Source organism: Providencia sp. 6390 (genome assembly GCF_058148425.1).
The window spans coordinates 190,958-209,129 of record NZ_JBYVYL010000002.1 but is presented as its reverse complement, the minus strand read 5'-3'; the positions used below and the strand labels follow the sequence as shown (position 1 = coordinate 209,129).

Sequence of the window (18,172 nt, the reverse complement as noted above, 5' to 3'; positions counted from 1 at the left end):
TGCTATCAATAAGTAATATGGCAGTGGCTGATTTTGAATTTAATATTGAGGTCACAATGAAAAAAAATTATTTAAGCCCTTTATCACTATTAATCTCAGCAACTCTATTTTCAACTGTTGTGAGCGCTGAACAGTCATCAAACCAAGTCGTCGATGCATTAGCGAATATGGATGTGAAAATTAATGTCATTGATAACCAAGCTGGGGAGCATGGTATTGATTGTGCCACATTAGGCGCTGATTGGGCGGCATGTAATCGTGTTGATATCACATTAACGAATGGCTCTAACGCTATCGAGTCTGATGATTGGGCTCTCTATTTTCACAGCATTAGACAAATATTAAAGCAAGATAACCCGCAATTTAAGATCACTCATGTTACGGGTGACTTACACAAAATAACACCAACAGATCAGTTTAAAGGTATTAAAGCGAATGAAAAAGTGGTGTTACCAATAACGGGCGAGTATTGGCAAGTGAGTTATTCAGACTTTATGCCGCGTTGGTATGCAACATCTGGTGATGCATTACCACGTAATCTCAAAAGTACTGATACTCAGGATACGACCCAATTTGTAGCGCCATTTGAACTGAATAACTGGAAAAGAACAGGAGCAGACAACAACGTACTTATGACTCCTGAAAATCGTTATCAAAAAAATCTCTCTTTGAAGGCGTTATCTGAACAGCAGTTACGAGGTCAAATTTTACCTACACCATTTGATATCACACTACAGCAAGGAAATGCTGATTTATCTAAAGGTATAAAATTACATTTAGAAGGGCTCACTAAAGGTGAACTTGCAGTCATTGATGAGCATTTGCAACAAGTAAAACTTAAGCAAAATAATCAGGGCTTTCTGGTTGAAGGTAAAATCGCACCTAGCCAATTCTCTGCTGATAACCAAGTGAGTGGTGCGTATGAGCTTGTGGTGACACCACAAAAAGCACGGATTATTGGTTATGATAATGTTGGGTTATTTTATGGTGTTGAATCATTTCTTTCCGCAATAACAGAATCTGATAAACCAACGATTGCTGCGATGACTGTTAAAGATAAGCCTCGCATGGACTATCGAGGGGTTTTCTTGGATGTTGGACGTAATTTCCATAGTAAACAAGTGGTCATGCGTTTAATTGATCAAATGTCTCGCTATAAGCTTAATAAATTCCATTTTCACCTCACCGATGATGAGGGCTGGCGGATTGAAATCCCTGGTTTACCTGAGTTAACCGAAGTGGGGAGCCAGCGCTGTCATGATCTTGATGAGCAAAAATGTTTGTTACCGCAGCTAGGTTCAGGCGCTGAAAATAATAATATGGGGAGCGGATATTTTACACGCGATGACTATATTGACATTTTACGTTATGCCAAAGATCGCCATATTGAAGTGATCCCTGAAATTGATATGCCAGCACATGCCCGAGCCGCGGTGGTATCAATGGAAGCACGTTATAATAAATTAAAAGCCGCTGGAGATGAGAAAGGAGCGGAACAATACCGTTTAGTTGATCCATCAGATACATCAGTGACAACCTCCGTACAATTTTATGATAAGCGTAGCTACTTAAACCCATGTTTAGATTCATCTAAAAACTTTGTTGATAAAGTTGTTAGTGAAGTGATGCAAATGCATGAGGAAGCTGGAGTTCCACTGAAAACATGGCATTTTGGTGGTGACGAAGCGAAAAATATTCGTTTAGGTGCTGGGTTCCAAGATAAAGATGGTCAGATTGAACCAGGTAAAGGGATTATTGATAAACAGATAGAAGATAAGCCGTGGGCAAAATCAAAAGCCTGTCAGGTGCTTATCGCAAACGGTGATATCAGCGATTTTGATCACCTTTCTAGCCATTTTGCCAAACAAGTGAGTGAAGGTTTACATCAAAAAGGGATCACCACCATGCAAGCATGGCAAGATGGTTTGAAAGATGCTGCAAGTGCGAAAGACTTTGCAACTAAAAATGTGAGAGTCAATTTTTGGGATACCCTCTATTGGGGGGGCTTTGATTCAGCAAATGACTGGGCAAATAAAGGTTATCAAGTCGTTATTTCAAACCCTGATTATGTTTATCTAGATATGCCATATGAAGTTAATCCAAGTGAGAGTGGCTATTATTGGGCGACCCGTGCTAGTGATGAGCAAAAAGTTTTCTCATTTGCACCAGATAATTTACCTCAAAATGCAGAAACATCTGTGGATAGGGATGGAAATCAGTTTACGGCGAAAAGTGATAAACCTTGGCCGGGGATCTATGGTTTGTCTGGGCAACTATGGAGTGAAGCTGTTAGAACAGATACTCAAGTAGAATACATGCTATTCCCAAGGATCTTGCCATTGGCAGAGAGAGCATGGCATAAAGCGCAATGGGAAAATACTTATCAAGCAGGCCGTGAATATAGTGGTGGTAAGACTCACTATGTTTCACAACAAAAGTTAGCTGATGATTGGAACCGTTTTGCAACAGTTGTTGGAATAAAAGAATTGCCTAGATTAGATAGAGCGGGTGTTGCCTACCGTATTCCTGTACCGGGTGCAAAAATTGAAAATGGTGTTTTGCTGGCAAATCTTAGCTATCCAGGTTTAGTGATCGAATATGCGTTAGAAGACAGTGACAACTGGCAAATCTATTCAGTACAAAACCCTCCAAAAGTTAGTGGTAATGTGCAGGTTAGAGCGAAAAACTCTGCGGGTACACGAACAAGTCGTGCGGAGATTGTGACATTAAAATAGGGTATAAATATTGGTGGTACTGGTTAGGTGCCACCAATTTCGATTTGTAATCGCATTATTGCAGAGAAATTAATTCTTCTCGGCTTAAATCTGTGCTTTCCATAATTAATTCAAGGCTAATACCATTTCTCAGAAGATTACGAGCCATTGAAATTTGTGCTTCACGCATGCCTACGACTCTTCCTTCAACCCTTCCTTCAATCCTTCCCTCGGCTCTTCCTTGTAAAATACCTTCTTGCCGGCCTTTGTTCTGTAAACGTTGTGCAATGCTCACGATGGGCTCCTTGTGTTTTTCCGTTTGTTGTTCAAGATCCCGTAGTATCTGTTCAAAATTTGGTGTGTCTAGAGTAGTAAACAGATAATTAAGGATGGCAATTACGTCATCGTCGTTATTATAGTGCTGGTTGAGGGCGCGAGCCAATGGCGGAACCACTATCTGAAACTGATTTCGTCGCTGTTTATGCTTCATGGCTAATTCCATCACAGCAATTTTTCGATGATTGACTAGCTCATTATCATCAATAATGGTCACATCGATCAAAGGAAAGGGTTGTGTATACAATTTATGGGCTACATCAGGTAATGTAAAACAGTCTGTCCACATTTGTGAGTAAGGATATGGGGTGCGCTCCCCATGATATACTCGTCATACTTCAAGTTGCAGCGTTGTTGACTACGCTCATTCGCGCCAGTCACATACTTATGTATGCTCCTAGCGACTCATTCACTTGTCGCTTAGCTGCACCATGAATTATTTAGAGTATAAAATAGTAGTGGTACAACAATTGGTAGGGTTTTATGACCTTGTTGTAGATTTTGGAGCCGTTATACAAAGTATATAAAGTGATTTTTGTTGATGGTGGATGTTGCAGAGATAGTAGTCAGTAGCAAGAGGAGAGGTTGTTTATGTATAGATAAAAGAAAACCCCATGTAATACATGAGGTCCTTCAGTAATCAAGGGCTTTATCAGCACCTTTTTATTACGATTTTATCGTGTGATTAGAAACCACTAAATCACTCTTTCGCTTCGTGTGCATTGGCATTTTCACGGCAATCACCATCTGCACAGTGACCATAGAGATACAAACTGTGGTTAGAGAGTTTAATGCCATGGCGCGCAGCAATATTGGTTTGACGCTCTTCAATTGATTTATCAGAAAACTCAATAACTTTACCGCAATCTAAGCAAATCAAATGGTCATGGTGGTGCTGTTGAGTCAGCTCAAAAACAGATTTACCACCTTCGAAGTTGTGACGTGTCACAATACCAGCATCGTCGAATTGGTTTAATACGCGGTATACCGTAGCTAGACCGATCTCTTCACCCATATCAATCAATTTTTTGTAGAGATCTTCCGCACTGACGTGATGGCACTCAGGCTCCTGAAGTACTTCCAATATTTTTAATCTTGGAAGAGTGACTTTGAGTCCAGCATTTTTCAATGCTTTATTGTTGTCTGTCATGCGGGTTTGTCCTGTATCTTAAATCAAAAATTTAACAATAATGAGACATTTTTAACATATATTCAGTTGTCTTCGAAACTGATTTACAATTATAGGCATGGAAACAAAAAATAGAAACCATGCTTTGTCTCATTATTATAATTATATCAGCAATCCTACGCTGACTTGTTCGTTAACTTAGGATCTCAGATAGAGACATCTCTTCTGAAATTTGTTGTACCCATGCATCAACACGCTCTTCAGTTAGCTCTGGCTGGCGGTCTTCATCGATGGCCAAACCAATGAAGTGATTGTCATCATACATACCTTTAGAGGCTTCAAAATGGTAGCCTTCAGTTGGCCAAGTACCTACAATTACTGCACCACGCGGTTCAATAATATCGCGAATAGTACCCATCGCATCACAGAAGTACTCTGCATAGTCTTCTTGGTCACCACAACCAAATAGAGCAACAAGTTTGCCTTCAAAATTAATTTCTTCGAGAGTTGGGAAAAAATCATCCCAATCGCACTGAGCCTCACCATAATACCAAGTTGGGATGCCAAGAAGTAAAATATCAAACGCTTCAATGTCTTCTTTGCTGCACTTAGCAATATCATGAACTTCAGCGTTATCGTTGCCTAATCTCTTTTGGATCATTTTGGCAATATTTTCTGTATTACCAGTGTCACTACCGAAGAAAATGCCTATGACTGCCATAAAGTGAATAACCTCTTGTTTTTCCAATCTGGTTTGAAAAGGGCCAGATAGGGCTAAATTTGAATAAATAGAACTTTGGCCTTATTTTGGCGAAAAAAGCTGAATAAATCTGTCGAATTTGTGTGGTTAACTGAGTCAAAGCTATCTGTCTGAAGGCTCGTAAACCTGCGCGAGCTGTGACATGAGCATCTCTTCTATTAACTCGCTCCGGCTCATATTTTTTTCATCAGCCAACCGATTTAATATGGTGACAGCGTCTTCATTGAGTTTCAATTCAACACGGCGCAGCCCGTTGACTTTATCTCGTTTAAGTTGATTACGTTTATTAATTCTTAATTGTTCATCCCGCGATAGCGGACTTGTTTTAGGTCGCCCAGGCCTGCGTTCCTCAGCGAACAAATCAAGTGTGGTGCGATCAGTTTGTTCTTTTGCCATATTTCTTTAATACTAATGGGCGTGTACCAATAATCCAGCGCGCAATCATACCCTAGCTGCCGCCCTTGTGCCAGAGCCCATATTCAGTGAAAGTCATTGATAGTAAAAAAAAGAACTGTTTGTTTGAAAAAGCACCAAATAATATTCAAAAGGTGCTTTTTCTGATTAACTAACGGGTTTGTTGGTGCCACAGATTGGCATAGATCCCCTTTTGCTGAAGTAAATTTTGATGCGTACCGATTTCAGCAACCTCACCTTCACGGATCACACAAATTTTATCGGCATGCATAATCGTATTTAAGCGATGAGCGACACTAATGACCGTTCTTCCTTTGGTAATTAAATGCATGTTGGCCATAATTGCGGCTTCAGATTCATAATCTAAAGTTGAAGTGATTTTGAATTCTGGATGTTTGAAATTAATCCTTATATGTCAGCCAGTTAAAAGTGTTAAGTGTGGCTTTTTACTGGCCTCATTCTTCGGCTGTGTCGAAATTGTGACGTGCTCGCTATATTTGGTTAAATGTTGACCGCTAAAGTGAGCGTATTTCTGAACCATTTCTAATGTTTCCCATCCTCCCATTTCTTTTAGCACCATGAGTGGAGTTCCACTTTGTGCGTGCCAACTTGCCCACGTGTGCCTAAGGTCGTGAAAAGTGAAATCAGTGATGCCGGAATCAATCAATGCCTGATCATAACACTCTCGATAATGACAACTCCTTCGCTTTCCATTATTGGAAAATACGTAATCACTATCCTTGTCAATCCCATTTAGAATTTCAATGGCCACATCATTTAGCGGAACCGGTCTAGCTCGTCCTGACTTTGCATTATCAGCAGTTACATGAGCAACTCTTCTAACTAGATCTACGCTCTTCCATTTAAGCGACAGAATTTCATTTCTTCGCATTCCAGTGAGAAGGGCTAATGAAACGAAGTCTCTCATCCATTTTACCTTTATGTTAGATAGGAGAAGTTCAGCTTCCCATTTTTCTAACCATCGAACCCTGACAGTGGGCTCTTTCATTCTTGGTATGTAGGACGATTTAAGCAACCATCCCATCTTGTGAGCAAGTGAAAAGGCACGCATAATAAAAGAACGATATCTATTCTGTGTTGCATTGGATAGCTTTCTCTTTGTTTTTGGATTGTAAACGGGCAAAGAGTTGGCTATTTCATCACTGGTTATTGTAGATATTTTCCTTCCTTTAAATACACGTTGGAAATATTCAGCGTAGGCCAGTTTTGTAGGAAATGACGCTTGTCCTTCGGCATCTTTTAAAGCCAGTAACATCATTTCCTCAAACGACCTATCCGGCATTCTGTCCAGTTTTTCCATTTGCCATAGGTCATGTTTTAACTTGTCATGATACTCTTGGGCTTTGACTTTATCCTCCGTGCCAGCAGGTTTTCTAATTCTTTCTCCGCTTGGTGCTGTAACGTCAACCCAGTATTTCTTACCTCTTTTGTAGATCGGCATGTTTTCCTCCCACTACCGACTACAGCCAGCCGATAGACATTATTATCGTTAAACTGTGCCTGTTCAAACTTTTTCAGGCTTTCCTTGTTTGCGCGCCATGAGCTACCGACCCTGAACATATAGTATCTTGCAGGGTTGCGGTATACCGTTGAAGATGACAGTCGGATCATTGGTGCGTATTCTTTTATTGTATAAAGGGAGTCATCCACTATTAACCTCCTTATCGATAGAGTTGACGTAATAAGTCAACCACATGATCGGTGGGAATTTCTTGTGCTTTTCGCTGAGTGTTAATTGGAATTTAGGAAGGTAATCTTTGAGTATTGCTGTGCTTTGTTTATCGCTGAGTTTTTTGAGTTGCTTTAATTTATCACGGCATTCCCTTGCTATCTTTCTGCGTCCATTTTCTAATATCTGCTCATTCATATTCTCTGCCTTTTATTTCTCATTGTTACCATATAAGACTTTTGACAGTTTTGAATTTCGACAGGGTAGATATTCTTTCCTATCTTTATTTTTTGATTAACGATTATTCCGGTTCGATTGTGATTCTTTTTGTGGGCTTCCAATGCCGCATTAATAGCAATCCTTTCTGTGGGCGTGACTTCGCCGCGAATTATTAATTTCATAATTCACCTATGCTATTTTCCATTCATTTAATATTTTGTTGCCGATATTTATTAATTCATCTCTATCGACAGTGCTAATTATCTTTCGTGGTTTAATGTAAGGGCGCCATATTAAAAGCATTGAGCCTTTATTATTTCCATTCTTAGTTTTATCTGTTCCGGCCTTAATAAAACTAATTCTTCCTCCTATAATTAACCTAACCTCATCAACTGTTTCTAATGCAGAATTAAACCAGCCTACTGATGTATCATTAGGAATTAACATAACAACAGGCTGTAATTGCTTTTTGCATTGCTCAGCAGCTTTATTAATCCATGGCTGAATTTCACTGTACGGGGGATTCACCCAAATAGCGCCGTAACTTTCCCAATCGCAATTTAGCGAGTCGTCTTTTTCGGTGAGGTAATGAATACAAAGGTGGTTATTTTTATCTGCGGCGGCATCTAAATAGAAACAGAATTCAGCGTCCAATGCTGTAAATAAAGGTAGGGGAGTTTGCCATCTATCGCGCAATTCCTTTGGTGTGTGGCTACCTCCGTAATCAGCCTTCATCCTTGCTATCACTTATATTAAAAGGAAATCCATCCGCTTCCATTGGCTTTATGTGAGTAAACGTACATGGGATAATTCCACCGCCGAACTCTTGAGCAAACATCAATGCTTGCTTAGCTTGAAGACAAACATATTGCTTTGGTAATGCTATTTGATACGTAACGCCATCAATTAATACTAGTGTCGTCATTGCTTGAACTTGTTTCATTGATTATTCTCCGCATCATTGATTAATAGAAATAATTCCATAGCAGCGCGATATAAGTTATTGCTTCTAGTTCTTTCACTTGCAAAACCATACGCAGGTGAAGCAACCCAATTACCGCCGTCGTGTTCTTCTGCAAATACATCAAATGCGGTGCATATCTTATTCTCAATAATAATCGGCATTGCATCGGATGGATTTTTGCAAGGGTCGAAATATCCATGCGGCAAGAAATCACCACCATCAATACCTGCAAGGTAAACTTCCTTTTTATCTGGGCACCAATCATAGTTATCCTTACCCAGCATAATGTGCGCTACTTTTAAATTAATCTCGAAGTCAGATAGCTCGGTGTATTTACTCATTATTCATCACCAACGTATTTAATTTTACCATTCATCATTGCGTCAATTATTGTTCGCAATTCCCAACACCAATAAGCGGATTCAACATATATTGATAATTTGCCGTAGTCGTGTTGTTTGCGCTTAATAAATCGCTCAGCGGCTTCTTTGGTTAGATGTGAGTTTACTGTTCTGTAATCCCATTTCCAGTAGTAAATATATGAGTCGTCAGCAATATCAATGATTGAGTTAGCCTTGTCGTAGTCGCTTAAATTGCTCCATGAGCATTTAGCATCTTCTTCGGATTGAGATTTCAGTGTGTTTTTTGTTTCTTCATCTAGCCAATCGAACGCATCATTAACATCATCGAAGTATTCACCCTCACAGCAAATACCCACGTTATTATCTTCGCTGCCAGTAACGGTTACTTTCTCTCTTACAGTGAAGATAGGGTAAGCAGTTGCATGATAATTAACACCTTCGCCTTGATTATGATATTTAAGGCGTTCAATAAAATTATTCCATGTTTCGTTATTTAAATTGTCACCGTCTGCTAATGATTTAATTTCTCTCATCTGAACACCTCACCACAAACTATCTCAACATTCCGCACTATCATTATCTGCATAGCACGGCTCTCGCATTCTTGCTGTGTGTATATTTGCTCAGATACAGGGACAGCAGAACCCTGTATTAGCATGAGTAATACATATCCGATTATTTGCATGGTTATTTATCTAGGCGGTAGAGTGGGGTTACTTTAAATGGTGAACCATGAGATTGAAAATGAATATCTATATTTTCAGATGTAACAGCATCAGTGGTGAATTGCATTTTATCATCATGAAATACAGGGTACATCCAAGCTACTGGTTGCAAGTTAGTTATTTTTTCTAATTCGTTACACAATGCAATAATAACTTTCTTTTCTGGCTCCTTATTATCTGCAATCATGCCTTTCACATAAGAAGTCAAAACTCTAATTTCGTTTTTATCCATTTTTTATTTTCACTCCGTTACTGATTAATGCCTGATTAACTAAATCTTCGTCGTAGCACCAAGTTTCATTTGCAATAAATGGCTCTGGCAATTCAACATCCAAACTCTCTCGTGATGATTGCCATGCTTTGTGGCATTGACGCTTTACGGATTGAAGTAAAGTATTTTCTGGTTGAGACTCAATTAACGGATACTCTTTTTTGAACCACTCTTCAAATTGTTGCCTTGATTTATCCATCACTCCACCTTTCTATATCCAGCGTCATATATTTTTTCAGCTATTTCATACATTGAAGTTCCACCTTCGATACCTTCAAGAAAATCACCTAATTCTCTAACTTGCTTAAATGTCATTTCCTTGCGTTTTTCATCTGCTAATTGCTTTGCTAAATCCGAGCAGTCAAAACAAATATTTGCTGCCTGACCTTGGATTAAATTGTCTTTTCCGACATTGCCACCACAAAGGTTGCAAACATCTTTAGGGTCTGGCTCTGGTACGATAAATTTCATAATTTGTCCTTGGTGCGTGAAATCGTTCATATATCTATCTCCTGTTTGCATCCTTGCAAATATATCCTTTGTTTATTTGATATTTTTCTTAATTAGGTAAGAAAGAAAGCGTAATGCGCGCTGATAGAATTCAGGTCTATCATCCCAAATATTGTAGCCAGCATATCCAGTGTCGGATTCATAAGGCTCAGATGGGTACTTCTTGAATATTCGCGCTTTAGCTTCGGCTTTAATTGCAGCTTCTTTTCTGAAATATCGCCTATTCCTAGTTGGCGAGTAATAGACTTTCACCACCTCAGTAGTTACAGGCATGGTTATATCCTTTGGTTAATGTAATAAGCATAGTTGGCATTGGCCTTCGGCAATATCCAACTGGTCTTGCTCATACTCTTCGATTTTTTGGTTGATTGTTTTCCTGCGACACATTCCCTTTGTCGTTGAGTCGGGTCGGAGTTCGTGACGAATATAGTTATTTTCCATTGCTATGATTCGACCAAAATCACTTGGATAAGTATCTCGCAGCATGACTAACTCAGAGCCAGTCAAATGAGGGCAGCAAATGCATGAAGATTTACCGGGGTAATACAAGCCGACTTCTTCAACCGCGAGCGACTCCTTTTCACCAATATTCCAATCTACAAGAGGGAAAACTTGCGTCCATTTATGCTCTGGTTTCCATTTATCTGCACGCTGTGGCTCATCGGCATTAATACCAATAACACGTAAAATACTCCCAGTGTGTGAATCAAGCGGCTCTCCTTTACCCTTAATTCCCCATGCTTTATGGCATTCTGGATGATTATTGAAATACTTATCAGCCGTCTCAACTTTAAAGCGAAGTGAACATGATTTACTGCCAAATGCGGCGGCTGGCAGAGTGTTGTTTTTCTCCGCGCTATCAATAACACTAAGCGGATTTCCATCCTTGTCCCACTTGCGTAGGACGACGACTTTTGACCATTTTTTCTCATTACACCAACTTCTTAGCCAGCCGATGAAATGGTAGGTGTGTTCGAACTCAGAGCCAGTATCACAAAATACAATTTCGTCAGGCTCGTAACCTCGCTTGTACATTTCAGCAATGAGCATTGCCGTATCATCACCCATTCCAGCCATTACGACACGGAATGAGGTAGCAAACCATGCCTTATCAAAGGATGGTCTCTCGTTAAATAAAACCATGGTTATTACCTAATTGGTTGGTTAAATCACATAGGGGAGGGTTTGCCCGAATTAACGGGCTTTAATCAGAATGGCGCGTCATTATCGTTAGTGGTTTGCTGGTATCCGTAACCTTGGCTTGATTGACCTTGCTGCTTGCGCTCGTCCTTGTCTTTCAGGGTTGAAAGAATGTTATCGATAGCTACTGGCGCGGTTCCGTCAACCCTCTCCTGTAGTGTTTGGCGCGTGTCGGCAAAGAACGGAATTCGAATATCAAAGCTGTAGGTATCACTGCCGTTTGATTTGGTTTTTAGCGTCTTTTGCAGAACTAACCCAACACGCTTGCCAGTAAATTCAGGTGCGATAAAGTGGCTAACAGAAATCATTTTCTCAGTTAGCTGCATAACCCCAGCACAACCCATGATTGCGTTAATCATGTTGTAGCCGAATTTATTAATTTCACCGTCTTTCTTGGTGCTGTAAACACTTAGATAGTTAACCTTTCGACCATCGTCCGTATCACCAGAGAACTCAATAAACTTCGCGCCAGATTCGGATGTACCTAGCTTTGCCTCCGCGATAGTAATCACATAGGCACCAGACTCATTGATAAATCCGCTCTGACCAGCCGCTAACGCATCTTCTTGGTTGTAGGTAAAAATTACATTGCTGTTCACGCTGCTTTCTCCATTTCTTTAGTTTTTTCAATTCCGTAGTATTCGCAAATTGCAGCGTCAACGGCTTCTAAGTCATTTTCTATTTCGTGGGATTCAAACATCCCCATTGGTGATTTAACCGTATCGTTTCCGCTATTCTGCGTTGAGAATAGATACTGACCATCCTTGACCAGTGTTTTCAGTACGATAGTAAACATGCCTTCCACGGTTATTTTTTCATCCAGCATCCTGCCGATAGTTTTCATTTTTACTTTGCCCATCTGCGTTTCTTCTGTGTGGGCTAAAAAGTAAACTCGCACATCATCTGGCGTATTGCCGATGGCGGCGTTAATCACATTCCATGTGTGGGCGCCAATCTCTGTGAATTTATCAAATGATTTTTCATCAGAGCGGCGCATAAATTCGTTAGCCATCAAATATTGAAAGTCATCAATGACTATTATTTTTTTGCCATACTCAGCTGCTTTTGAGATGAATGACGCTATTGCATCCCATCTATCACAAACAAATATTGATGTATTTGGGTCGCTCTTATTCCATTGCTTCCATGCTTTCGACCGAAACGGCAACGGCTTCCTTACCGTCTGAATTAATAGCGTTTCTTCTGGTTTGATATTGCGTAAGCTGGTACTTTTCCCAGTGCCAGACTCACCAATAATTAACGTTGCTGTTCCCATAATTAGTTACCTCGATAACCAGTAATTAATACTAAATTCAACATCAGGGTCTAAATCAGACTGACCTAGTAGCCAAGTCAAATACCCTGCGTTTTCTTTCTTAACTTCGGTAAATGTCATTCCTTTGTACTTGCCGAAACGTAACTTGCTTAATAGTGATGGCTGATTAGTTATTTCTAACATTTCCGTATCTGACCACCCTGAATCAACCTTGATCCGCTTAAATAATGATGCTGTAACAATGCAGTCATATAGCGCTCTGTGAGCGTGTAGTCCCTCTGGCACATGAATATCCAGTTTCAGTGCGTAGCGCAGATATTGATTACTGTGACTTTCTAGCTCAGGCCATAAACGCCTTGCTAGTTTTAGAGTGCAAATAAAAGGCACATCCATTTCTGGCATCATCCGTTTATCGAACTCTGCATTGTGTGAAACCAGATAATCAGCGCCTTTATAAGCATCAATTACCTCTTCAATAAGCGGGGATAGTTCAACCATCTCATCGGTGATGTGGTGAATAGCCATTGCGCTTATTGAGATTGGTTTCTGAGGGTTTACAAAGTGGGATTGCTGCGAGTTATAATCAATTTCCGTGTCGTTTAAATCGATGCTTGCTATCTCAACGATCCCACTATCAAAATCGCAAGTTTCTGTATCTACAACTCTATATTTAGTCACCAACTTTACGTCCTCCAAATTGGTTTTCTGGAATATCTCTATAAGGGTCAAAGTGCGCCCAATCAGGATTAGCTTTATGTAATGCTTCCCTGAATTTATCGTCTCGCTCTTTTTGGATGTGATCTGGTAATGGTGGGTGATTGAGTGACTCAAAAAATAATTGCTTCTTAACTCGATGAATAATTCCAGTTTCGTAATAAGAAGGGCGATTGTTTTTAATTCCTTGCTGCCGCTCTGCGTTTAACTCATCCATGAGTTTAATTGTCGCCGCCAAAACCTCTTTCCCTCTGACTGATAACTCACCCATATTCACCTCGCATCCATCGAGTGGGGGTTGATTGCTGCTGAACACCTAAGCTTTCCATGCGATAGTATTCAGCTTCTTCCTCGCGCTCCCTGCGTCGTCTTTCGGCATCCTGCCTTTGCTTGAGTTCATACTCTGAAATTCTCATGCTGCGTCCTTAATGAATAATATCCAGTGAGTTTTGTCGTTCTTGCCGACGCGTTGAACTATTGTTGGTTTATAGTCAGTAAGAGCTAACACTTGCTTTGTAGGAATTTGAGTTTCGTTCCACTTGAAAGCCAATGTTCCGTTTGGACGCAGAACTCGAAATGCTTCACTAAACCCATTGGCCAAATCCTCCTTCCACGATTCTTTATTTAATCGACCGTACTTTTTAAACATCCAGCCATTGTGGCCAGCGCGAATTAAGTGCGGCGGGTCGAATACAACTTGATGGAATGAGTTGTCAGAAAAGGGTAGGTTTTTAAAATCAGCGATAATATCTGGTGTTATATTTAGCTTCCTGCCATCACATAGAATGTGTTTTTCCACCCTTATATCGCTGTAAATTACTCTGTTGTCTTGCCTGTCAAGCCAAAACATGCGACTACCGCAACACATATCTAGTATCTGTTTCATGCCGCGTCCTCATACCGTTCCCTGAGTATTTTCTCCAATAGTTCCTTTGTTGGATTTAAACTCAATATCAGCCATTCCGTGGCGTTGGTTTCTATCCCTGCGTGTGAATCAAATTCTAGTGAAATGCGCTGTCCTTGGTGCGCTGCTGGCGATGAAGATATGTAAATCCATTTACCTTCAATCGTTAGTGTTTGCATAAGTCACCTCGATATCAGCGTTAAAATAATGAGTAGGGCGATAACAACCGTTACCCAATCCCACTTAATTTTGTTTTTAACTTCATCCTTGAAGCTCTCGCTATTCAGTCGATAGCTGAGTTCCTGACGTTTTAATTCGTTAATTTTTGGCATAAGAAATCCCTCACTTATCGATTGATAGCGATTGTTATTAGTTGAAAGTGTCTGGTGTTGGTGCGGTGGGTTACTGCTGACTTATGGCTTTTGCGATCGCTTTACGAGCCATTTCTAAATCTTCGCGATGCAAGTCTCTATTTCCGTCATCGTGATAACTTACGATTAGCTGTAGTACTTGTAGTAAATCTGGTGCTGCTGCGATTAGACAGGCGTTAGCATATGCAACTCCACTTTTATTGTGGTTGCTATAATCATAGGCATGCTGTGATGCGCAAACATCAGCTATATTATTTACACCGTCAGCATCTCTGATATCAAAGAAAATCCCATTATCATCGACAACCCACGGTGCTGGCGTGTGCTTAAGCTCCATATCACCCCCTAGCCTTTAACATTGCATCTGCCATGCGGTAGTAGAAATTAGCCCTGTTAACTAAGTGCTCATCTGAAATATCATTTGGAAAATGACCGAGTTCTGCGCTTTGTGAAGCTAAATCGCCTTGCATAGCCGCGTTGGCGAAATAATCTCTGATAGTCGCATCACTAGCCATTTCTACGCGAATCGATGCATATTCGTATTGTTCTGTCATACTCCCTCCGTTATTAATTAGAGATACTCAAGTTCCCAAGTTGGGTGATAAATATCTGCATACTTATCGCCATCCATTTTTATTTTCAGGCTTGCTGCATGAACTCCAACTATTGTTCCTTCTTTTGAGCCATTACCATATGTATACCGAACACGGTCACCTTTTTTGATGTTTAACCCATAGGTCTCATTGATGTAATCGAACATATTGTTTCTCCGTTATTAACTAAACACGATGCTAATTGTCATATTTCACGCCACAGAAAGGGCAGTGAGACATTTTTACTTTTGTGTCTAATCGGGTTAGGTTTTTCGCCATTTCACCGTTTTTCTTTTTGGCACGGTAGGCGAATTTAAAATTAAGCATCACAAGAGTTCTTCCAAATGTGAAATCAATAACTTGATTATCCCACCCAGTTTCACCGTTAGATATTTCGCCACCCTCACTTACACGGGCTGTAAACTTCTCTTTTAACTCTCGCTCGACATGATTTAAACAATCACACATATCTCCATCTCCTATCTATTAATCGTCACATTCTTCGCTATCTGGCTTATTTAACCACTCTGGACGCTCACCTTTGCCTAGGTAAAAATCAGCAATATCCAGCAAGCGAGGGTAGAATTTAAGCGCTGTCTTGCCGTCCATTTCCGCTATCTCACTCCTAGTGAATTTACGCCAATCTTCAATAGTGTGATTCTGACAACCAGCACGAAGATATTCACCGTTTGTGATTGTGATAGGGTATTCTTCACCCATGATTGCGTAGGTGTGATCTGGCAAGATACCCACTCTCAAATCAGCACCACTCAAGTCAGCCCCACGCAAGTTAGCATCCCTCAAGTTAGCCCCGCGCAAGTTAGCCCCGCTTAAATTAGCCATGCGCAAGTTAGCCTCAATCAAATTAGCCCAGCTCAAGTCAGCATTTCTCAAGTTAGCCCCACTAAAATTAGCATCTCTCAAGTAAGCACCACTAAAATTAGCCCTAGACCCGCTTTCACCAAGTGATTCTAAATATACTTTGTGTTCATCAAGAATCTTTCTTAATTCATCGGCATTCATGTTTATTTTCCTATATTTAGGTAATAAAAAAGACTCGTTATAGGTCTTGTTATTTGTTCGTTAATCAACTCACCACAGCCCACCTTGATGGACTGTAATTAGTTAACTAGTAAATAACGCCATCGTCATTAATAACCACGCTTACACCATACCCTACATAGTCGTGGTGACTATCAAGCGCCATAATTACTGAAACTATTAACTCGTTTTCGCTCATATCCATTTCTATTAACTCTTCCTGAGTGACATTAATTACTAGCTCCATACTCATCCCCTTGCTGTGATGCTTCCATCACTCATAATCGGCTTGCGTAGTCGTGGTTGCTTGCGTGTGTCTGATGCTGATTTGAGTTTCTTCAACTCAACGATTATCTGCGCCATCACATCGAATGAATTAACCTTCCGTGATTCTTCTTTGCGCTGTTCCATGCGCTTCTCTTTTCTGCGTAATTTGTAGCGCTGTCTTGAGTTCATAATAAAATCCTCAGTTAGTTAACTTTGGTGATTGGTGGTAGGTGCTGATCTCCTACTTTCGGTGTTACGTCATGCGACATGCGACTTACTGAGTTATTGCCGATCCATATCTTGCTAATCAGCCTTAGCATTCACCAATCCCAAAGCTAACTTTACTTTGGCCTCCCGTTTGCAAGGAGGAAGCTAAATTATTAAAGAGCATGAATGGTTTTGATAAATTCTCGCTCCATTCGATGAGTTAAATTTAGCGTAATGATAAATTAAGGTCAATAGCAATTTGATAAATAATTTATCATTTATTGGTAAATTATGATTAAGTTATTGATTGTTGGATAAATTGATTTGGTAAATAATTTAGCGGAAATAAAAAAGCCAGCTCTGATGGCTGGCTTGATGTGAATAATGTTCGTTTTTAACCTAGTCTGGTATAGTTCATTTCCCACTTACCGACGACAAACCCCTCGATTCTAAATTGGCTTTCGTTGGATTCGTTGATTTCCCATTTTTGATAAACTGAGTTATCACTAATGACTATCATCTTGTCGCCTAGAAGTTGAAGCCTCTTTATGTGCGATGCTTCCATGAATGTAAATGCATAAATTCCGTCACTGATAAACCTATTCACAGTCTTATCAATTACTACTAATGATCCCGGGTCGATAGTACCTAACATACTGTCACCAACAGCGGTAACAATGCCTAGTGATGATGCTTTTCTACCACCAAACATTCTTTTAGCATGCTCAGGCTCTAGCTCCACAGCTCTTACGACATCAGGATAATCATGATTCAAGCTGCCACCTCCACAACTGTATTCTAGATCTAACAGTTCAATCCTGTACGTATGATCAGTACCTTTATCGGAGATGTTTTGCAAGATATATCTATCGTTGCTGTGATTTTCGTTCTTACTTTCTGCCTGTAGGGTGTCCATCCAGCCATTAGGCAGAGACAGTGAATCCTCAATTTTCCTAGCTAAAACATCACCAATGTTTCGCACTTCCTTGTCACTGGTAAGTTGACTTAGCTGAGCGGCAGGCATGCCTAGCTTGTCTGCAAATTGAGCTTTGTTATAACCAGATGAGAGATATTCGCTCATAAGGGCACGCAAATTAGCGCGTCTTATATCTTTATTTTCCATTCCCTAATGCTCACATTTTTTACCAAAATGATAAATATGCAAATTGATAAATCTTGCTTGCTAAATATTTATCATTACGATAAACTTTGATTAATTTGTAACAACAAAGGTAAATACAATGAGCAACGAATTACTCCGATGGAGAAAAGAAGCCAGTCAAGATGACTGGGTGCTCCTTGCTCAGCTTGCAGGGACGAGTGTTGGTTACTTGAACCAGATCGCTTACGGCAACCGCCGAGCGTCACCTGAAAAAGCTGGCGATATTGAGGAAGCAACAAAGCAGTTTAAGTACCAAGAAGTAAAAAAAGAAGCATTGGTTTTCGCCCAATTAAAAACGAATGCAGCCTAGCACTAAATCGCTCTTTAACATCTTATCCGCTCT

At 40.2% G+C, this 18,172-nt stretch carries 33 protein-coding genes and 2 pseudogenes; 2 read left to right on the top strand and 33 right to left on the bottom strand.

From position 1 onward, the window contains the following. The first annotated feature begins 56 nt into the window (after positions 1-56). The gene (locus AC3Z9T_RS06180) at positions 57-2,735 is read left to right on the top strand and encodes a beta-N-acetylhexosaminidase (RefSeq protein ID WP_490125333.1); all 2,679 of its coding nucleotides are present in this window, start codon (positions 57-59) and stop codon (positions 2,733-2,735) included. Between the two features lie 55 nt (positions 2,736-2,790). Here the strand turns inward: AC3Z9T_RS06180 and AC3Z9T_RS06175 are convergent. From AC3Z9T_RS06175 to AC3Z9T_RS06015, 33 genes and pseudogenes are all read right to left on the bottom strand, one after another. Further along, a pseudogene (locus AC3Z9T_RS06175) lies at positions 2,791-3,366 on the bottom strand (Rpn family recombination-promoting nuclease/putative transposase); the annotation flags it as partial. A 384-nt stretch (positions 3,367-3,750) separates the two neighbouring features. After that, positions 3,751-4,200, bottom strand: a complete 450-nt coding sequence (gene fur, locus AC3Z9T_RS06170; RefSeq protein ID WP_070924902.1) for a ferric iron uptake transcriptional regulator — start codon at positions 4,198-4,200, stop codon at positions 3,751-3,753. A 172-nt stretch (positions 4,201-4,372) separates the two neighbouring features. After that, a complete protein-coding gene (gene fldA / locus AC3Z9T_RS06165) occupies positions 4,373-4,900 on the bottom strand; it encodes a flavodoxin FldA (protein WP_490125332.1) in 528 nt (175 codons plus the stop codon). Positions 4,901-5,041: 141 nt separating this feature from the next. After that, positions 5,042-5,335: a LexA regulated protein gene (gene ybfE, locus AC3Z9T_RS06160; RefSeq protein WP_490125331.1), complete on the bottom strand. Its 294-nt coding sequence runs from the start codon at positions 5,333-5,335 to the stop codon at positions 5,042-5,044. Positions 5,336-5,504: 169 nt separating this feature from the next. After that, positions 5,505-5,729 (bottom strand): annotated as a pseudogene (locus tag AC3Z9T_RS06155) (type I secretion system permease/ATPase); the annotation flags it as partial. 39 nt (positions 5,730-5,768) lie between these two features. Next, positions 5,769-6,815, bottom strand: a complete 1,047-nt coding sequence (locus AC3Z9T_RS06150) for a tyrosine-type recombinase/integrase (protein WP_490125330.1) — start codon at positions 6,813-6,815, stop codon at positions 5,769-5,771. Between the two features lie 201 nt (positions 6,816-7,016). Then, positions 7,017-7,241 carry a hypothetical protein gene (locus tag AC3Z9T_RS06145; protein WP_490125329.1) on the bottom strand — a complete coding sequence of 75 codons (225 nt, stop codon included), beginning with the start codon at positions 7,239-7,241 and terminating at the stop codon, positions 7,017-7,019. Continuing rightward, positions 7,238-7,444, bottom strand: a complete 207-nt coding sequence (locus tag AC3Z9T_RS06140; RefSeq protein WP_490125328.1) for a DUF4060 family protein — start codon at positions 7,442-7,444, stop codon at positions 7,238-7,240. Before AC3Z9T_RS06140 ends, AC3Z9T_RS06145 begins: the two co-directional genes overlap by 4 nt. 7 nt (positions 7,445-7,451) lie before the next feature. Then, positions 7,452-7,997, bottom strand: a complete 546-nt coding sequence (locus AC3Z9T_RS06135; protein ID WP_490125327.1) for a phage N-6-adenine-methyltransferase — start codon at positions 7,995-7,997, stop codon at positions 7,452-7,454. Then, positions 7,987-8,205, bottom strand: coding sequence for a hypothetical protein (locus AC3Z9T_RS06130; protein WP_490125326.1), 219 nt, complete (start codon positions 8,203-8,205; stop codon positions 7,987-7,989). Before AC3Z9T_RS06130 ends, AC3Z9T_RS06135 begins: the two co-directional genes overlap by 11 nt. Beyond that, positions 8,202-8,567 (bottom strand): phage protein NinX family protein, encoded by a 366-nt coding sequence (locus AC3Z9T_RS06125; RefSeq protein ID WP_490125325.1) that lies wholly within the window; start codon positions 8,565-8,567, stop codon positions 8,202-8,204. Before AC3Z9T_RS06125 ends, AC3Z9T_RS06130 begins: the two co-directional genes overlap by 4 nt. Then, the gene (locus AC3Z9T_RS06120; RefSeq protein ID WP_490125324.1) at positions 8,567-9,121 is read right to left on the bottom strand and encodes a hypothetical protein; all 555 of its coding nucleotides are present in this window, start codon (positions 9,119-9,121) and stop codon (positions 8,567-8,569) included. The genes AC3Z9T_RS06125 and AC3Z9T_RS06120 overlap by 1 nt, the downstream gene beginning before the upstream one ends. Positions 9,122-9,275: 154 nt before the next feature. Continuing rightward, complete coding sequence (locus tag AC3Z9T_RS06115) at positions 9,276-9,545, bottom strand: hypothetical protein (RefSeq protein WP_490125323.1); 270 nt, start codon at positions 9,543-9,545, stop codon at positions 9,276-9,278. Continuing rightward, entirely contained in the window at positions 9,538-9,783 is a 246-nt protein-coding gene (locus tag AC3Z9T_RS06110) for a phiTE_015 family protein (RefSeq protein WP_490125322.1), read from the bottom strand. Before AC3Z9T_RS06110 ends, AC3Z9T_RS06115 begins: the two co-directional genes overlap by 8 nt. Continuing rightward, on the bottom strand, positions 9,783-10,085 hold the full coding sequence (locus tag AC3Z9T_RS06105) for a hypothetical protein (protein WP_490125321.1): 303 nt from the start codon (positions 10,083-10,085) through the stop codon (positions 9,783-9,785). Before AC3Z9T_RS06105 ends, AC3Z9T_RS06110 begins: the two co-directional genes overlap by 1 nt. Before the next feature lie 42 nt (positions 10,086-10,127). Then, a complete protein-coding gene (locus tag AC3Z9T_RS06100; protein ID WP_490125320.1) occupies positions 10,128-10,367 on the bottom strand; it encodes a hypothetical protein in 240 nt (79 codons plus the stop codon). A gap of 15 nt (positions 10,368-10,382) precedes the next feature. Beyond that, positions 10,383-11,237: a hypothetical protein gene (locus AC3Z9T_RS06095; RefSeq protein WP_490125319.1), complete on the bottom strand. Its 855-nt coding sequence runs from the start codon at positions 11,235-11,237 to the stop codon at positions 10,383-10,385. A gap of 65 nt (positions 11,238-11,302) precedes the next feature. After that, positions 11,303-11,893 (bottom strand): DUF669 domain-containing protein, encoded by a 591-nt coding sequence (locus tag AC3Z9T_RS06090; protein WP_490125318.1) that lies wholly within the window; start codon positions 11,891-11,893, stop codon positions 11,303-11,305. Next, positions 11,890-12,570, bottom strand: a complete 681-nt coding sequence (locus AC3Z9T_RS06085) for a DEAD/DEAH box helicase family protein (protein ID WP_490125317.1) — start codon at positions 12,568-12,570, stop codon at positions 11,890-11,892. The genes AC3Z9T_RS06090 and AC3Z9T_RS06085 overlap by 4 nt, the downstream gene beginning before the upstream one ends. Positions 12,571-12,576: 6 nt before the next feature. Beyond that, the gene (exoX, locus tag AC3Z9T_RS06080; protein WP_490125316.1) at positions 12,577-13,251 is read right to left on the bottom strand and encodes an exodeoxyribonuclease X; all 675 of its coding nucleotides are present in this window, start codon (positions 13,249-13,251) and stop codon (positions 12,577-12,579) included. Then, positions 13,241-13,555: a hypothetical protein gene (locus tag AC3Z9T_RS06075; protein ID WP_490125315.1), complete on the bottom strand. Its 315-nt coding sequence runs from the start codon at positions 13,553-13,555 to the stop codon at positions 13,241-13,243. The genes exoX and AC3Z9T_RS06075 overlap by 11 nt, the downstream gene beginning before the upstream one ends. Continuing rightward, positions 13,548-13,700 (bottom strand): hypothetical protein, encoded by a 153-nt coding sequence (locus AC3Z9T_RS06070; RefSeq protein WP_224050389.1) that lies wholly within the window; start codon positions 13,698-13,700, stop codon positions 13,548-13,550. Before AC3Z9T_RS06070 ends, AC3Z9T_RS06075 begins: the two co-directional genes overlap by 8 nt. Continuing rightward, positions 13,697-14,170, bottom strand: a complete 474-nt coding sequence (locus tag AC3Z9T_RS06065; RefSeq protein WP_490125314.1) for a class I SAM-dependent methyltransferase — start codon at positions 14,168-14,170, stop codon at positions 13,697-13,699. Before AC3Z9T_RS06065 ends, AC3Z9T_RS06070 begins: the two co-directional genes overlap by 4 nt. Further along, on the bottom strand, positions 14,167-14,367 hold the full coding sequence (locus AC3Z9T_RS06060; protein WP_490125313.1) for a hypothetical protein: 201 nt from the start codon (positions 14,365-14,367) through the stop codon (positions 14,167-14,169). The genes AC3Z9T_RS06065 and AC3Z9T_RS06060 overlap by 4 nt, the downstream gene beginning before the upstream one ends. A gap of 3 nt (positions 14,368-14,370) precedes the next feature. Further along, entirely contained in the window at positions 14,371-14,520 is a 150-nt protein-coding gene (locus AC3Z9T_RS06055) for a hypothetical protein (protein ID WP_490125312.1), read from the bottom strand. 70 nt (positions 14,521-14,590) lie between these two features. Next, positions 14,591-14,896, bottom strand: a complete 306-nt coding sequence (locus AC3Z9T_RS06050; RefSeq protein WP_490125311.1) for a hypothetical protein — start codon at positions 14,894-14,896, stop codon at positions 14,591-14,593. Position 14,897: 1 nt separating this feature from the next. Further along, on the bottom strand, positions 14,898-15,113 hold the full coding sequence (locus tag AC3Z9T_RS06045; protein ID WP_154633727.1) for a hypothetical protein: 216 nt from the start codon (positions 15,111-15,113) through the stop codon (positions 14,898-14,900). Positions 15,114-15,130: 17 nt separating this feature from the next. Beyond that, positions 15,131-15,319 (bottom strand): hypothetical protein, encoded by a 189-nt coding sequence (locus AC3Z9T_RS06040; RefSeq protein ID WP_240133246.1) that lies wholly within the window; start codon positions 15,317-15,319, stop codon positions 15,131-15,133. 31 nt (positions 15,320-15,350) lie between these two features. Next, on the bottom strand, positions 15,351-15,620 hold the full coding sequence (locus AC3Z9T_RS06035) for a hypothetical protein (RefSeq protein WP_490125310.1): 270 nt from the start codon (positions 15,618-15,620) through the stop codon (positions 15,351-15,353). Between the two features lie 18 nt (positions 15,621-15,638). Next, positions 15,639-16,175 (bottom strand): pentapeptide repeat-containing protein, encoded by a 537-nt coding sequence (locus AC3Z9T_RS06030; RefSeq protein ID WP_490125309.1) that lies wholly within the window; start codon positions 16,173-16,175, stop codon positions 15,639-15,641. Between the two features lie 106 nt (positions 16,176-16,281). Beyond that, complete coding sequence (locus AC3Z9T_RS06025; protein WP_490125308.1) at positions 16,282-16,440, bottom strand: hypothetical protein; 159 nt, start codon at positions 16,438-16,440, stop codon at positions 16,282-16,284. 2 nt (positions 16,441-16,442) lie between these two features. Beyond that, a complete protein-coding gene (locus AC3Z9T_RS06020; protein WP_490125307.1) occupies positions 16,443-16,649 on the bottom strand; it encodes a hypothetical protein in 207 nt (68 codons plus the stop codon). A gap of 412 nt (positions 16,650-17,061) precedes the next feature. Next, complete coding sequence (locus AC3Z9T_RS06015; RefSeq protein WP_490125306.1) at positions 17,062-17,790, bottom strand: S24 family peptidase; 729 nt, start codon at positions 17,788-17,790, stop codon at positions 17,062-17,064. Between the two features lie 118 nt (positions 17,791-17,908). Here AC3Z9T_RS06015 and AC3Z9T_RS06010 point away from each other — a divergent pair, with 118 nt between their 5' ends. Beyond that, positions 17,909-18,139, top strand: coding sequence for a helix-turn-helix domain-containing protein (locus AC3Z9T_RS06010; RefSeq protein ID WP_036965331.1), 231 nt, complete (start codon positions 17,909-17,911; stop codon positions 18,137-18,139). The last annotated feature ends 33 nt before the right edge of the window (positions 18,140-18,172 follow it).

Excerpts from the sequence above, each read along its gene's own strand:
- AC3Z9T_RS06180 (WP_490125333.1), top strand. The coding sequence starts at position 57 with ATGAAAAAAAATTATTTAAGCCCTTTATCACTATTAATCTCAGCAACT.
- AC3Z9T_RS06145 (WP_490125329.1), bottom strand. The coding sequence starts at position 7,241 with ATGAATGAGCAGATATTAGAAAATGGACGCAGAAAGATAGCAAGGGAA.
- AC3Z9T_RS06015 (WP_490125306.1), bottom strand. The coding sequence starts at position 17,790 with ATGGAAAATAAAGATATAAGACGCGCTAATTTGCGTGCCCTTATGAGC.
- AC3Z9T_RS06150 (WP_490125330.1), bottom strand. The coding sequence starts at position 6,815 with ATGCCGATCTACAAAAGAGGTAAGAAATACTGGGTTGACGTTACAGCA.
- AC3Z9T_RS06130 (WP_490125326.1), bottom strand. The coding sequence starts at position 8,205 with ATGAAACAAGTTCAAGCAATGACGACACTAGTATTAATTGATGGCGTT.
- AC3Z9T_RS06040 (WP_240133246.1), bottom strand. The coding sequence starts at position 15,319 with ATGTTCGATTACATCAATGAGACCTATGGGTTAAACATCAAAAAAGGT.
- AC3Z9T_RS06070 (WP_224050389.1), bottom strand. The coding sequence starts at position 13,700 with ATGAGAATTTCAGAGTATGAACTCAAGCAAAGGCAGGATGCCGAAAGA.
- AC3Z9T_RS06075 (WP_490125315.1), bottom strand. The coding sequence starts at position 13,555 with ATGGGTGAGTTATCAGTCAGAGGGAAAGAGGTTTTGGCGGCGACAATT.
- AC3Z9T_RS06030 (WP_490125309.1), bottom strand. The coding sequence starts at position 16,175 with ATGAATGCCGATGAATTAAGAAAGATTCTTGATGAACACAAAGTATAT.
- AC3Z9T_RS06025 (WP_490125308.1), bottom strand. The coding sequence starts at position 16,440 with ATGGAGCTAGTAATTAATGTCACTCAGGAAGAGTTAATAGAAATGGAT.
- AC3Z9T_RS06020 (WP_490125307.1), bottom strand. The coding sequence starts at position 16,649 with ATGAACTCAAGACAGCGCTACAAATTACGCAGAAAAGAGAAGCGCATG.
- AC3Z9T_RS06115 (WP_490125323.1), bottom strand. The coding sequence starts at position 9,545 with ATGGATAAAAACGAAATTAGAGTTTTGACTTCTTATGTGAAAGGCATG.
- AC3Z9T_RS06045 (WP_154633727.1), bottom strand. The coding sequence starts at position 15,113 with ATGACAGAACAATACGAATATGCATCGATTCGCGTAGAAATGGCTAGT.
- AC3Z9T_RS06010 (WP_036965331.1), top strand. The coding sequence starts at position 17,909 with ATGAGCAACGAATTACTCCGATGGAGAAAAGAAGCCAGTCAAGATGAC.
- AC3Z9T_RS06100 (WP_490125320.1), bottom strand. The coding sequence starts at position 10,367 with ATGCCTGTAACTACTGAGGTGGTGAAAGTCTATTACTCGCCAACTAGG.
- fldA (WP_490125332.1), bottom strand. The coding sequence starts at position 4,900 with ATGGCAGTCATAGGCATTTTCTTCGGTAGTGACACTGGTAATACAGAA.
- AC3Z9T_RS06135 (WP_490125327.1), bottom strand. The coding sequence starts at position 7,997 with ATGAAGGCTGATTACGGAGGTAGCCACACACCAAAGGAATTGCGCGAT.
- AC3Z9T_RS06085 (WP_490125317.1), bottom strand. The coding sequence starts at position 12,570 with ATGGGAACAGCAACGTTAATTATTGGTGAGTCTGGCACTGGGAAAAGT.
- AC3Z9T_RS06050 (WP_490125311.1), bottom strand. The coding sequence starts at position 14,896 with ATGGAGCTTAAGCACACGCCAGCACCGTGGGTTGTCGATGATAATGGG.
- fur (WP_070924902.1), bottom strand. The coding sequence starts at position 4,200 with ATGACAGACAACAATAAAGCATTGAAAAATGCTGGACTCAAAGTCACT.
- AC3Z9T_RS06120 (WP_490125324.1), bottom strand. The coding sequence starts at position 9,121 with ATGAGAGAAATTAAATCATTAGCAGACGGTGACAATTTAAATAACGAA.
- AC3Z9T_RS06035 (WP_490125310.1), bottom strand. The coding sequence starts at position 15,620 with ATGTGTGATTGTTTAAATCATGTCGAGCGAGAGTTAAAAGAGAAGTTT.
- AC3Z9T_RS06105 (WP_490125321.1), bottom strand. The coding sequence starts at position 10,085 with ATGAACGATTTCACGCACCAAGGACAAATTATGAAATTTATCGTACCA.
- AC3Z9T_RS06110 (WP_490125322.1), bottom strand. The coding sequence starts at position 9,783 with ATGGATAAATCAAGGCAACAATTTGAAGAGTGGTTCAAAAAAGAGTAT.
- AC3Z9T_RS06060 (WP_490125313.1), bottom strand. The coding sequence starts at position 14,367 with ATGCAAACACTAACGATTGAAGGTAAATGGATTTACATATCTTCATCG.
- AC3Z9T_RS06125 (WP_490125325.1), bottom strand. The coding sequence starts at position 8,567 with ATGAGTAAATACACCGAGCTATCTGACTTCGAGATTAATTTAAAAGTA.
- AC3Z9T_RS06065 (WP_490125314.1), bottom strand. The coding sequence starts at position 14,170 with ATGAAACAGATACTAGATATGTGTTGCGGTAGTCGCATGTTTTGGCTT.
- AC3Z9T_RS06140 (WP_490125328.1), bottom strand. The coding sequence starts at position 7,444 with ATGAAATTAATAATTCGCGGCGAAGTCACGCCCACAGAAAGGATTGCT.
- AC3Z9T_RS06095 (WP_490125319.1), bottom strand. The coding sequence starts at position 11,237 with ATGGTTTTATTTAACGAGAGACCATCCTTTGATAAGGCATGGTTTGCT.
- ybfE (WP_490125331.1), bottom strand. The coding sequence starts at position 5,335 with ATGGCAAAAGAACAAACTGATCGCACCACACTTGATTTGTTCGCTGAG.
- AC3Z9T_RS06055 (WP_490125312.1), bottom strand. The coding sequence starts at position 14,520 with ATGCCAAAAATTAACGAATTAAAACGTCAGGAACTCAGCTATCGACTG.